Raw genomic sequence first — 12,731 nt, 5'->3', positions numbered from 1 at the left:
ATACAAAAGGGCTATCTCCAGATAGCCCTTTTTTAATAATTAACTAACCGAATTATTATGAAAAAAACTTTACTCTTATTTTTCCTTTTATTGTCTGTGTTTTCTTTTGCACAGCAACAAACGGTTACCTATTCTGTTAGTCCTGCAGCTTTTGAAGAAACTACTTCTATAACTATTACAGTTAATGGAAACAGTATTAATGAGGCTACATGGGGAGTTGCAGATCATTCTCTTTACATGTGGGCATGGGCTTTTGACACAAACGATACTACACAAAAAGGTACTCCAAACAATGGTTCTTGGGAAGCTTCAAGTGATGCCAGTAAGTTTACTTATAATGCAGGCACAGATACTTATACAAAAACAATTGTTCCAACAACATATTACAACACCACAGGAATTGGAAAAATTGGTTTTTTAATTAAAGCTAAAAACGGAACAGGCGATAAAAAGTCTCAGGATATTTTAGTTGAGGTAGGATCTTTTCAGGTAAATCTATCTGCACCAGTTGAAAATAGCGCAACAATTATAGCTTCTGGTTCTAATTTTACTATTACAGCGACAAATACAAACGGAAACGCAAGCTATTCTTTAAAAGCAAATGGAACGGTTATCAATACAAATACAAACACAGCAAGTTACTCGTATTCGCATACTAATATTACAGGTAATCAAAGTTATGAATTAAGCGCAACTCAAGGAGCAGTTACTATAGTAAAAAAGTTCTCGGTTGTAGTAAATCCTAATACTGTTTCAGCAGCGATGCCAACAGGCTTGGTTGACGGAATTAATTATAATAGTGCAGATGCTTCAAAAGCAACTTTAGTTTTAGACGCACCTTTAAAAGATTTTGTTTATGTAGCCGGAAGTTTCAATAACTGGCAGCCAACTTCGGCGTATGCCATGAAAAAAGATCCGACTTCTGGTAAATTTTGGTTAGAATTGACGGGTTTAGTTTCGGGAGTAAATAATACGTACCAATATTGGGTTGTAGATGCGACGCCGCTTGCAAATTCTCCTGCAATGGTAAAAACTGCCGATCCGTATTCGACTTTGGTTTTATCTCCTTATGATGATCCTGGAATTCCTGCAGCTTCTTACCCAAATATTCCTGCTTACCCAGCAGGACAGCAATTTGAAGTTACAGTTCTTAAAACAGGACAAACGCCTTATAATTGGCAAGTAACAAACTTTACAAAACCAGCAAAAGAAAAATTGGTTGTTTATGAAGTTTTGGTTCGTGATTTTGATGCTGCTAAAAATTATCAAAGTTTAATAGATAAGATAGATTATTTTAAAAACCTTAAAATAAATGCAATCGAATTAATGCCGGTAATGGAATTTGAAGGCAATGAAAGCTGGGGTTATAATACTTCATTTCATATGGCTTTGGATAAATTTTACGGATCATCTGATAAACTAAAAGAGTTGATCGATGTATTCCACCAAAACGGAATTGCTGTTATTCTTGATGTGGCTTTAAATCATGCTTTTGGAAGAAATCCAATGGTGAGAATGTGGATGAACGATCCTGATGGAGACGGTTTTGGATCTCCAACGGCCGAAAATCCATATTTTAATATGGTTGCGAAACATACTTATAGTGTTGGAGAAGATTTTAATCATCAATCACTTAAAACACAGTATTATGTTAATCGTGTTATCAAACAATGGATTGAAGAATATAAAATCGATGGTTTCCGTTGGGATTTAACAAAAGGATTTACACAGGCTTGTACAGCTTCAGATGAATCTTGTACGAATGGATATCAGCAGGATAGAGTTGATATTCTAAAAAAATATGCTGATTATTCATGGAGTTTAGATCCAACACATTACACCATTTTTGAGCATTTAGGAACTGATACAGAGGAGCAGCAATGGGCAAATTACAGAATTGCCGAAACGCCAAGCAAAGGGATTATGATGTGGGGAAAAATGACAGATCAGTACAATGAATTGTCAATGGGATACACAAGTAATATTACAAGAATGTCAAGTGCAAGTCGTGGTTTTACAGCAAACCGTTTAATGGGTTATGCGGAAAGTCATGATGAAGAAAGACTGATGTATAAAAATATACAATACGGAGCTTCAAATGGTTCATACAATGTAAAAACATTAAATACAGCTTTATCAAGAATGTCTGCAATTGGAGCAGTTTCTTTACTGGTTCCGGGGCCAAAAATGATTTGGCATTTTGGAGAATTAGGATGGGAGAAATCTATTTATACCTGTAATGATGGAACTGTAAACGATGCTTCAGCAACAATAGCAGGAGATTGTAAATTAGATACAAAACCACAGCCGCAATGGGTAAACAATTGGTTGGGAGATTCAAATCGTAGTAAAATCTACAACGATTGGGCAAAAATGATTACGTTAAAAACGGTAGAGCCGGTATTTTTAGGAACTTCTACAATTACAAATGCTAATTCATCAACAGTAAACATCAAAATTACAAATGCAAGTTTAGCTTCAACACAATTAAAAGATGTTGTGATTTTAGCCAATTTTGGTACTTCTGCACAAAATGTTGCAACAGGCTTTCCTTACACAGGAACTTGGTACAATTTAATGGATAATACAACAATAAATGTTACGGATGTAAATGCTGCAATAAATTTACCAGCAGGAGAATACAGAATTTATGGTAATAAAACAGCAAATCTTGCCATTGAAGATTTTGAAAAAGGAAATTCAGTGAGTTTGTATCCAAATCCGGTTTCAAATTACTTTACCTTAAATACTCCTTTTACAAAAGTTCAGGTTTATTCAATTTCCGGACAATTAGTAAAAAGTTTTACTTCAAATGGTAATGCTGATTTTCAATTTGGCGTAAGCGAATTACAGACAGGATTGTATGTCGTAAAAGCTTCAGATGAAAATAACAAAGTTCAGGTAATGAAGTTTATCAAAAAATAAACGCTGAAAAAAATATATCTCTAACAGATTAAAAATTTGGTTTGGTTAGTAATGAGAAAGGGCTGTTCTATTGAAAAATAGACAGCCCTTTTCTGGTTTAGTTGTTTATTGTTTTCGTTTATTTCTTTTTATCGTTGTATTCCCCAATTACGGCAAAATAACCAAAAGTCCCTAAGCCCAAAACAATAAGAGGCGTTAGAATAAAAAGAATAATGATGCCAAAAACTAAATCATCTTGCTGGTCTGATAATAATTTAGGTAAGCCAAATTCAAACACGCAGAAATAAGCGGCTGCAACTGCCAAAATAACCCATAAAACGCCTAAAGTTTGTTTGATTTTGTCCATGTTCATAAAATGTTAAAGATGATTAATTTTGTTTTTGTTGTCTATGTAAATCATTCCAATCACAAAGCAGATTGAAGCTATAATAATAGGATACCAAAGTCCGTCAAGATAAAAATCACTTTTTCCGGCCGCTTTTGCATGCGTTACAAAATAAGTCGAAATTGCCGGCAGTAAACCTCCAAAAATCCCATTCCCTACATGATAAGGAAGTGACATTGAAGTATACCTGATTTTAGCTGGAAACATCTCAACCAAAAATGCCGCAATTGGCCCATAAACCATTGTAACAAATATAACCTGAATGAAAACTAAAAAAATTAAGGTCCATTCATCGCCAGAATTGATATTAATAATAACACTGCTTTGAGATTTCTTCTTATTAGCAAAATCTGTCTTCTTTTCAATATACGTAGTTCCGTCAGTATAGATTTTTGAAACTGTGGTAATTACATCATTATTTTTTGCTGTTTCTGTATTTTGGGTTGTTCTTTCTACGATTTCGGTTTTGTAATTAACATCAGTAGTGTTGTACATCATCTTATATATAGGTCTGTAGAACAAAATAGCAAGCAGCATTCCAGACATCATAATATATTTTCGGCCTACTTTATCACTCAGCCATCCAAAAACAATAAAAAACGGAGTACCTAATAATAATGCAATTCCCAGTAAGCTATCAACCTGAGAAGATTCTACATTCATAACCGTTTTCATAAAACTCATAGCATAGAATTGACCGGTATACCAAACAACACCTTGCCCCATTGTGGCTCCAAATAAAGCCAGCAAAACAAATTTTAAATTATATCTATTACCGAAACTTTCCTTTAACGGATTTGTACTTGTAGTACCTTCTTTTTTCGCTTTTGCAAAAACAGGCGATTCATCCATATTTTTCCGAATCAAATAAGAAACCCCAACCATAACAATAGAAACCCAAAAAGGAACGCGCCATCCCCAGGAATCAAAAGCCTCGCTTGAAAGTATATTTTTAGTAGCCAGAATTACCATTAAAGAAATAAACAACCCAACAGTTGCTGTGGTTTGAATCCACGAAGTCCAATATCCTTTTTGACCAACAGGAGCATGCTCTGCAACATAAGTAGCCGCGCCGCCATATTCTCCGCCAAGGGCTAAACCTTGTAATAAACGTAAAATCAAAACTAATAATGGAGCAAGAAAACCAATCGTTTCATAACTCGGAATACATCCTATTAAAAAGGTAGAACCTCCCATTAATAATAACGTAGCCATGAAAGTATATTTTCTGCCAATAATATCGCCTAATCTTCCAAAGAACAAAGCTCCAAAAGGTCTAACAACAAATCCGGCAGCAAAAGTGGCTAAAGTCGATAAAAACGCAGCGGTGGGATTATCACTCGGGAAAAATTTGGTTGAAATTACAACGGCCAAACTTCCAAAAATATAGAAATCATACCATTCAATCATTGTTCCCATAGAAGAGGCAGAAATTACTTTCCAAATGCCTTTAGTAGAAGTTTTACCCATAAAAAACGCTCTGTGTTTTTAATAATAAATAAAAAGCTATAATACGATTTCACGAATATAACGGATATTTTTTTATTTAGTTAATACTTTTTTAACAAAAACAACTTAAAATTTGACTTATAAGATTTAACTGTTTAATTTACATTTGAAATTAATTAAATGAGAGTAAAAGTTTAAAATTATTATGAAAAAGAAAATAGGGCTGTTAATCGTTTTTTTAATTTTAAGTGCATGTACAACTCGAAAAGAAGCGGTGTATAAAAAAAATGAATGCAGTATTTTAATTGTTCCTCCAGAAGATTTGGCTTCAAATTACAAAGCATTTTATTCTTCTTCATATTTCAACATCAATCAGTTTGAAGATTTTGATAAAATAAAAAATGGAATTCTTATGTGTCGTTGGAATGAAGGTTTTAAGAATTCTACTTTTTTGATAGTTGACTTTGATAAAGAATTCAATGCTATCAAAAAAAGAGAAAATTCAACGGAGGCGGTAATTCTTTCTTTAGAAGAAAAAATGCGCCTAAAAAATATCTTAGAAATTTTGAAGAAAGAGAGCTACTATCAAAATTGTGCACATGATCATGGACATGCATCATTATATATATTAGAAATAAGACATAATGATGAAAAGATAGTTCAGTATTATTCACCTATGAATCATCCCTATGAAATAGTAACATCAAATGCTAACATTAAATTAGTCCAAGACGTATTTGGTATAATGGATCGTTGCTATTATAGAAAATGATTGATGTTTTTCAGGAAAATATGTAAAAACAAAAACCCACTCGGTTGAGTGGGTTTTGGTGGTACCTCCAGGGATCGAACCAGGGACACATGGATTTTCAGTCCATTGCTCTACCATCTGAGCTAAGGTACCGTGTGGTGCTTATTGCGGGTGCAAAGATAGAATCATTTTTCGTTTATCCAAAACATTTTTTTAAAAAAATCAATTCGTATCTTCGCAAGGGTAAAAAAATAAATATGACTTTAGCGGTTGACGTTGGAAACACTCGAATTAAAGCAGCTGTCTTTGAGGGAAGTACTGTTGTTGAGAATTTTGTTTTTGAGAAAAAGGAACTCGAAAAAAAAATTACAAAAATTTTAGAAAAATTTCAAAACTGCTCAGATTTGGTCGTTGCTTCAGTTGGAAATGTCGAAAAACAATCATTTTTGACTTTCGAAAATCAGCTCAACATTCATTTTTTTACCCATGAAGATATTTTTCCCTTCATAAATAAATATGCAACACCAAAAACTTTAGGAATAGACAGAATGATTTTGGCCGCCGGAGCAACTTTACAATTTCCCAAGCAAAATAGATTAGTAATTGATGCCGGAACCTGCATAACCTACGATTTTATCGACGAAAATGATAATTATCTCGGTGGCGCGATTTCTCCGGGACTTCGTTTACGCTACGAATCTTTACACAATTTCACAGCCAGACTGCCGTTACTGACCTTAGAAGCACCAGATTCCTATATAGGAAACTCGACTGCGCAGGCCATTCATTCTGGAGTTGTCAATGGTTTCGTCTATGAAATTGATGGTTTTATCGATGAATATAGGTCGAACTTTTCAAATTTTATAATAATTTTAACGGGAGGTGATGCAGAATTTTTGGCTAAACGATTAAAAAATACCATATTTGCCAATTCAAATTTCCTTCTGGAAAGTTTGAACCAAACATTTCAATATAAAATCGACAATGATTAAAAAAATTATAATAAGCGCTTGTCTGCTTATCTCGTTCGTTTCATTTGCTCAGCAAGGTACTTCGTCGCCATATTCTTTCTACGGAATTGGAGATACAAGATTTAAAGGAACTCTTGAAAACAGAAGCATGGCAGGAGTTGCGGTTGAACAGGATAGTATTCACCTGAATATTGAAAATCCGGCAAGTTATGCCAGTCTGGGTCAAACTACTTTTTCAGTTGGAGGAACTTTTGGAACTAATACTATCAAAAGCAGCACAGAATCCTCAAAAGCACAAAGATCAACTTTTGATTATTTGGCATTAGGAATTCCTATGGGCAAATTTGGAGCTGGTTTTGGTTTGATTCCATTATCATCAGTTGGTTATAAAATTACAGATTTTAATAGCGGAGCAAATGCAGTTAGCAGTCAACTTGAAGGAAAAGGTGGTGTTAATAAAGTATTCTTTGGTTTAGGATATAAAATTACACCAAAGTGGAACATTGGAGCAGATTTGCAATACAACTTCGGTAAGATCACAACAACGACAATTGAAGCTGTGACTGATGTGCAAAATGCAACCAGAGAAACAAACTCATCTGAATTATCGGGTGTGAATTTTAATATTGGTACAATGTATCAAACTAAAATTACAAAAAAGCTAAACGTTTACACGAGTTTAAACTATACTTTCGGAAGTACATTAAATTCAGTTAGTACAAGAGTAATTGAAGTTGATGGAGATCCGGATGCAGTAACTGCAGATCCGGTTGACACAAAATTAAAACTTCCAAATAAATTGACTTTCGGAGCAGGTATCGGAGAGGCAAGAAAATGGTTAGTAGGTACTACACTTGCTTTTCAGGGAACAGGACAACTTGCTAACTATTATAACGCAAGCCCAAATGTTAGATATGAAAAGTATACTAAATATGCAGTAGGAGGTTATTATATTCCAAACTATAGTTCATTTGCTAGTTACTTTAGCAGAATTACCTATAGAGCTGGTTTGAAATATGAAAAACTGGGTTTAATAGTGAACAACGAATCAATCAACGATGTTGGAATGTCATTAGGAGCAGGATTCCCGATAACAGGAACTTTTTCAAATGTAAACTTCGGAATCGAATTTGGAAAAAGAGGAACAACTTCTGCAGGATTGGTTCAGGAAAATTATATGAACTTCAGCGTAGGCTTCTCATTTAACGACAGATGGTTTGTGAAGAGTAAATTTAACTAAACCTAAATTTACGTGGTTTTTTAACCTCGTCACAATTTATTACATTTGGCAGATGAATTTACCAAAGAGATATATCATAAATGTTGTCACAGTTTTTACTGTGACACTGTTTTTTGGATGCGAAAGTAATTTTAAAGACGTCCAGAAAATTAACTTCTCAGAGTTCGTTCCAGGAAGTGATGCAGATACCGTAAACATTAAATATACAGATTCGGGAAGAATAACAGGCGTTTTGATAAGTCCAAAAATGCTGGATTATTCTAATCTTGACTTTCCTTTTACTGAATTTCCTAAAGGACTCGATGTTACTTTATACGATAAAAAACAAAAGCGTACTTTTATACGATCAAATTATGCAGTTTCATACAAAACGACCGGTATAATTGATTTGCAGGGAAAAGTTAAAATTACATCAGAAGCAGGTCAGGTTCTGGAAACAGAACAATTGTATTTTGACCAGAAAAATGAATGGTTTTATACCGAAAGAAAATTTAAGCTTACAGATGCAAAAGGAGTTTCTTACGGACAGGGAATTGATTTTAGCAAAGATTTTAAAGTGATCAATTCACAGCGAATAAGCGGTGAAATTGAATCAAATGATGATAAATTATAAATTATGGGTTACTTAAAATATACACAATACGTTTACATAGCATTTGCGGTTTTCTTTATTTACGACGGTGTAATAAAACTAAACGAAGGAAATGTAAATTATCCGTTAAGCTTTCTAATTGCCGGAATGGCGATTTTTATGTTTTTCTTTAGAAGAAGGTTTACCAAGAGGTTTGATGATCGTAATAAAAAACAGTAAACATGGAGATTAGTATTATAATATTATGTTTAATACTATCAGCTTTTTTCTCAGGAATGGAAATAGCTTTTATTTCCTCAAACAAAATTTATCTTGAAATTGAAAAAAAACAAGATAATTTTCTGTCTCAAATTTTAACCAAACTTACCCAAAACCCTTCAAAATTTATTGCGTCAATGCTTATTGGAAACAATGTAGCACTTGTAGTTTATGGGTTTTATATGGGAGATGTTGTGCTTCAATGGATAATTGGTTTTGGATTTCAATTCTCTTATTTAACAACAATTCTGGTTCAGACTTTAATTTCAACTTTTATAGTTTTAATTACGGCTGAATTTTTTCCGAAGGTATTTTTTCAAATTTATGCCAATTCATTAATTAAGGTTTTTGCAGTTCCGGCTTATCTTTTCTACCGACTCTTTTATTATATCTCAACCTTTTTTATCTGGATTTCAGATTTTGTTTTGAAGAAATTTTTCAAGACAGAAGGCGATCAGGTGCAATTGTATTTCAGTAAAATAGAACTGGGTAATTATATTACAGAACAAATGAATTCTGTTGAAGATGATGAAGAAGTCGATTCAGAAATACAGATTTTTCAGAACGCATTAGAATTTTCCGGGGTAAAAGCTCGCGATATTATGACCCCGCGCACAGAGATTGTTTCGATAGATTTGTTTGAAACAGTTTCAGATTTAAAAGAACTTTTTATTGAAACAGGATATTCTAAGATTGTTGTAAGTCAAAACTCCCTTGACGATATTGTGGGATATGTACATTCATTTGATTTGTTTAAAAAGCCAAAAACTATAAAATCGGTTTTAATGACCGTTGAATTTGTGCCGCAAACCATTTTAATTAAAGATGCTTTGGATCTTTTGATTAAAAAACGAAAAAATGTTGCTGTAGTTTTAGATGAATACGGAGGAACTTCGGGAATTATAACCATAGAAGATATAGTTGAAGAACTTTTTGGCGAAATCGAAGACGAACATGATTTAGACGAAGAATTGATTGAACAGGAATTAGGAGAAGGTAAGTATTTGTTTTCGACAAGATTAGATGTAGAGTATTTAAACGAAACCTACAAATTGATGATTCCAGAGGAAGATTCTTACGGGACATTAGGAGGTTTTATCGTAAATTCGACTAAAGAAATTCCACAAAAGGGCGAAAAGATTGTCATTGACAGGTATCATTTCGTTATAGAACAGGCGTCAAACAACAAAATTGAATTGGTCAGATTGACAATAAAAGAGTAAATTTTTAAAGAATTAAAAAAAATTGTGTAAAATAAAACGCTAGTTGTATTGTTATTAACTAGATAATTGTATTTTCGCAAACTGAATATAAAATTAACGATAATTAAAATGGCAGTTTTAGCAAAAATTAGACAGCGTTCAGCTCTATTGATAGGTGTTATTGCACTTGCATTATTTGCATTTATAATACAAGATTTATTTACTAGAGGAACATTTGGTCAAAGTTCAAAAGATGTAGGAAGCATCGATGGAAAAGATATTTCATTTGAAGACTTTAGAGTTAAAGTTAGTAATCTTGAAAAAAGTGGTCAAGGAATTACTTCCACTGAAGCTGCAAACAGAGTTTGGGATCAAGAAGTTTCAATCGCATTATTATCAACTCAGTTTGATAAATTAGGATTGAGAGTTGGTGAAAAACACTTAATTGAAGTTTTAAAAGCAGATCCGAACATTGGAAAAGCTCCTATGTTTTTAAATGCAGCAGGAATGTTTGATGTTACAAAATTTAAAGACTACATCAAAACAAATCCTGAAGCAGCTCAATTTATTACTGCAAAAGAAAAAGATGCTGAATTAAACGCAAAATTTCAAATTTACAATACTTTAATAAAATCTGGACTTTATACAACTGCTAGTGAAGGAAAGTTGAAGTATGAAATGGAAGCTAACAAAGTAAACTTTGCTTATGCCGGAGCTTTATATTCTTCTATTAAAGATAGTGAAGTAAAAATTTCTGATTCAGATATCGTAGATTATATGAAGAAAAACGAGAAAAAATTCAAAGCGGATGCAACTCGTGAAATTCAATACGTTTTAGTTGAAGATAAAGCTTCTAAACAAGATGAAGCTGATATTAAAGCTAAGATTACTGCTTTATTAAATGGTAGAGTAGAATACAATGCAAAAACTGGTAAAAACGATACATTGCCAGGTTTTAAAAATGCAACTAATATTGCTGAATTCGTAAACGCAAATTCTGACGTTCCTTACGATTCTACATATGTTCCTAAAAATGCTTTACCAGCAGTTGATGCTGATAAATTATTCAGCTTACCAGCCGGAGCAATTTACGGACCGTATGTTTACGGAAAATATTATGCTATTTCTAAATCTTTAGGATTTAAAGCTGGAGTTAACGCAAAAGCAAGTCATATCTTAATTGCTTATGAAGGTTCTCAAACTCCATCTCCAAAAGAAAAAAGAACTAAAGAAGAAGCTAAAGCTAAAGCTGAAGAAATTTTAGCACAAGTTCAGGCTAATCCAGATAGTTTCATGATGCTTGCTTTTACAGCTTCTGATGATTCATCTGCACAGCAAGGTGGTGATTTAGGATACTTTGGTCAAGGTCAAATGGTAAAACCATTCAATGATTTTGTATTCAATAATGGTATTGGAAAAATTGGTTTAGTAGAAACTCCATTTGGTTTCCACATTATCAAAGTTACTGACAAACAAGACGGAATTCGTTTAGCTACAATCGCTCAAAAAATTGAGCCTTCTGAAGCTACTTCTGATAAAGTATTTACATTAGCTACTAAATTCGAAATGGAAGCTGCAGACAAAGATTTTGCTGCTACTGCAAAAGAATTAGGTTTAAAAGTTGCAGCGCCAATTTCTGCAAAAGCTATGGATGAACAATTTGGACCATTAGGAAACCAAAGAAACATCATTAGATGGGCATTTGATAAAGAAACAAGTACTGGAGACGTAAAACGTTTTGAAATCGCTAACGTTGGACACGTAATTGCTCAATACAAAAGCGAAAACAAATCAGGATTAGTTTCTGTTACTATGGCAAGACCTTACGTTGAGCCAATCTTGAAAAACAAGAAAAAAGCTGAAATCTTAAAAGCTAAATTGACAGGTTCAACTATCGAAGCTATTGCAAAAAGCGCTGGTGTAGCAGTACAACAAGCGACAAACGTAACTCTTGAAAATCCGGTTTTACCTGGTGGAGTTGGACAAGAGCCAAAAGTAGTAGGAAATGCATTTGCTTTAGCTGCAAACAAAATTTCTGCTCCAATTGAAGGAAACACTGGAGTTTATGTAGTGAAAAACATTAGCACAGTAAAAGCTCCTGCAATTGCAAATCACGCTGAATATGTTGCTAAAGTAAAAGCTCAAGGCGCATCAGATACAAGCAGAATTTTACCAGCGTTGAAAAACAATGCTAAAATTGAAGACAACAGATTACAATTCAATTACTAGTTTCTAGTAAAACAATTCATACAAGAAAACCCGAAACATTCAATCGAATGTTTCGGGTTTTCTTTTTTTAATATTTTTCATAACTGTTTTGTAGTAAATACTTTATATGTTTTTCTTAACTATATGGGAATAATCGAAATATAACTTAAAAAATTTGTGATATTCAAAATATTACAGTTAATTTGTCGGAATTTTTATTGTAACGAGGTATACTTTATTTGCCAAATTGTAAATAAAAACTGAAAGAGAATGATAAACAAATACTTTAAAAATTGGGGCGTTTAATGTTTATGTTTAATCTACTGAGAAGAAAACCTAAAGTTTATTCCAAAATCGAGAATCATATTTTTGGAATAATTACGGAACTTCTAAAGGTGAGCAGTACTGACATCAATGTTGATGAATTAGGAGGCAAGTATTATTTGAGCAATGAAGAACAGCATTTTAAAGTTACTATATTAAGTAACGACTATGTGATCAGGCTTACTAATACTCGCGATTCTGTGGCTGAAAAGTACGATAAGGTTTTTGTTGAAGATGTTTTAAAAGCTGTAAAAGAAGAAAAACATCGCAGAATGGAATTGGTTTATGATTCTATCACGAATAGTATAGAAAAAATGGCCGAACGTCTGCACAACACACTTATCGAATCAAACGAACAGGAAAACGAAAAAGTTCGTCGTCTGGAAGCAGAACACGTTAGTGATCAGAAAGTAAATTTTTAATTTA

General features: G+C 33.2%; 11 protein-coding genes and 1 tRNA gene. 9 read left to right on the top strand and 3 right to left on the bottom strand.

The genetic code is table 11. The features are described from left to right. Nucleotides 1-57 precede the first annotated feature (57 nt). A complete protein-coding gene (locus tag APR43_RS08420) occupies nucleotides 58-2,925 on the top strand; it encodes an alpha-amylase family glycosyl hydrolase (RefSeq protein ID WP_053469999.1) in 2,868 nt (955 codons plus the stop codon). A gap of 118 nt (nucleotides 2,926-3,043) precedes the next feature. On the opposite strand, the gene APR43_RS08415 is transcribed toward APR43_RS08420, so the two are convergent. Next, nucleotides 3,044-3,271: a DUF6814 family protein gene (locus tag APR43_RS08415; RefSeq protein WP_053470000.1), complete on the bottom strand. Its 228-nt coding sequence runs from the start codon at nucleotides 3,269-3,271 to the stop codon at nucleotides 3,044-3,046. A gap of 12 nt (nucleotides 3,272-3,283) precedes the next feature. Then, complete coding sequence (locus APR43_RS08410; protein ID WP_053470001.1) at nucleotides 3,284-4,780, bottom strand: MFS transporter; 1,497 nt, start codon at nucleotides 4,778-4,780, stop codon at nucleotides 3,284-3,286. Nucleotides 4,781-4,964: 184 nt separating this feature from the next. Between APR43_RS08410 and APR43_RS08405 the strand changes: the two genes are divergently transcribed. Continuing rightward, nucleotides 4,965-5,531: a hypothetical protein gene (locus APR43_RS08405; RefSeq protein WP_053470002.1), complete on the top strand. Its 567-nt coding sequence runs from the start codon at nucleotides 4,965-4,967 to the stop codon at nucleotides 5,529-5,531. A gap of 56 nt (nucleotides 5,532-5,587) precedes the next feature. On the opposite strand, the gene APR43_RS08400 is transcribed toward APR43_RS08405, so the two are convergent. Beyond that, a tRNA-Phe gene (locus tag APR43_RS08400) sits at nucleotides 5,588-5,663 on the bottom strand. 104 nt (nucleotides 5,664-5,767) lie between these two features. Here APR43_RS08400 and APR43_RS08395 point away from each other — a divergent pair. The 7 genes from APR43_RS08395 to APR43_RS08365 all read left to right on the top strand — a co-directional run bounded on the left by APR43_RS08395 (nucleotide 5,768) and on the right by APR43_RS08365 (nucleotide 12,727). Next, on the top strand, nucleotides 5,768-6,502 hold the full coding sequence (locus APR43_RS08395) for a type III pantothenate kinase (protein ID WP_053470138.1): 735 nt from the start codon (nucleotides 5,768-5,770) through the stop codon (nucleotides 6,500-6,502). After that, nucleotides 6,495-7,721, top strand: coding sequence for a hypothetical protein (locus tag APR43_RS08390; protein ID WP_053470003.1), 1,227 nt, complete (start codon nucleotides 6,495-6,497; stop codon nucleotides 7,719-7,721). The genes APR43_RS08395 and APR43_RS08390 overlap by 8 nt, the downstream gene beginning before the upstream one ends. A 52-nt stretch (nucleotides 7,722-7,773) precedes the next feature. Next, entirely contained in the window at nucleotides 7,774-8,334 is a 561-nt protein-coding gene (lptC, locus tag APR43_RS08385; protein ID WP_053470004.1) for an LPS export ABC transporter periplasmic protein LptC, read from the top strand. Between the two features lie 3 nt (nucleotides 8,335-8,337). Continuing rightward, nucleotides 8,338-8,532, top strand: a complete 195-nt coding sequence (locus APR43_RS08380; RefSeq protein WP_053470005.1) for a hypothetical protein — start codon at nucleotides 8,338-8,340, stop codon at nucleotides 8,530-8,532. A 2-nt stretch (nucleotides 8,533-8,534) separates the two neighbouring features. Further along, the gene (locus tag APR43_RS08375; protein ID WP_053470006.1) at nucleotides 8,535-9,794 is read left to right on the top strand and encodes a hemolysin family protein; all 1,260 of its coding nucleotides are present in this window, start codon (nucleotides 8,535-8,537) and stop codon (nucleotides 9,792-9,794) included. Between the two features lie 108 nt (nucleotides 9,795-9,902). Next, nucleotides 9,903-12,002 (top strand): peptidylprolyl isomerase, encoded by a 2,100-nt coding sequence (locus tag APR43_RS08370; RefSeq protein WP_053470007.1) that lies wholly within the window; start codon nucleotides 9,903-9,905, stop codon nucleotides 12,000-12,002. 290 nt (nucleotides 12,003-12,292) lie between these two features. Continuing rightward, nucleotides 12,293-12,727 (top strand): hypothetical protein, encoded by a 435-nt coding sequence (locus APR43_RS08365; RefSeq protein WP_053470008.1) that lies wholly within the window; start codon nucleotides 12,293-12,295, stop codon nucleotides 12,725-12,727. Nucleotides 12,728-12,731: the final 4 nt, after the last annotated feature.

This window comes from Flavobacterium sp. NLM (assembly GCF_002210235.1).
Lineage (GTDB): Bacteria > Bacteroidota > Bacteroidia > Flavobacteriales > Flavobacteriaceae > Flavobacterium > Flavobacterium panici.
Note: the sequence above shows the minus strand (reverse complement) of the source record. Positions and strands in the feature narration are given on the sequence as shown.

Coding starts and splice junctions, on each gene's coding strand:
- APR43_RS08395 (WP_053470138.1), top strand. CDS start 5,768: ATGACTTTAGCGGTTGACGTTGGAAACACTCGAATTAAAGCAGCTGTC.
- APR43_RS08410 (WP_053470001.1), bottom strand. CDS start 4,780: ATGGGTAAAACTTCTACTAAAGGCATTTGGAAAGTAATTTCTGCCTCT.
- APR43_RS08375 (WP_053470006.1), top strand. CDS start 8,535: ATGGAGATTAGTATTATAATATTATGTTTAATACTATCAGCTTTTTTC.
- APR43_RS08405 (WP_053470002.1), top strand. CDS start 4,965: ATGAAAAAGAAAATAGGGCTGTTAATCGTTTTTTTAATTTTAAGTGCA.
- APR43_RS08365 (WP_053470008.1), top strand. CDS start 12,293: ATGTTTAATCTACTGAGAAGAAAACCTAAAGTTTATTCCAAAATCGAG.
- APR43_RS08380 (WP_053470005.1), top strand. CDS start 8,338: ATGGGTTACTTAAAATATACACAATACGTTTACATAGCATTTGCGGTT.
- APR43_RS08370 (WP_053470007.1), top strand. CDS start 9,903: ATGGCAGTTTTAGCAAAAATTAGACAGCGTTCAGCTCTATTGATAGGT.
- lptC (WP_053470004.1), top strand. CDS start 7,774: ATGAATTTACCAAAGAGATATATCATAAATGTTGTCACAGTTTTTACT.
- APR43_RS08390 (WP_053470003.1), top strand. CDS start 6,495: ATGATTAAAAAAATTATAATAAGCGCTTGTCTGCTTATCTCGTTCGTT.
- APR43_RS08415 (WP_053470000.1), bottom strand. CDS start 3,271: ATGGACAAAATCAAACAAACTTTAGGCGTTTTATGGGTTATTTTGGCA.
- APR43_RS08420 (WP_053469999.1), top strand. CDS start 58: ATGAAAAAAACTTTACTCTTATTTTTCCTTTTATTGTCTGTGTTTTCT.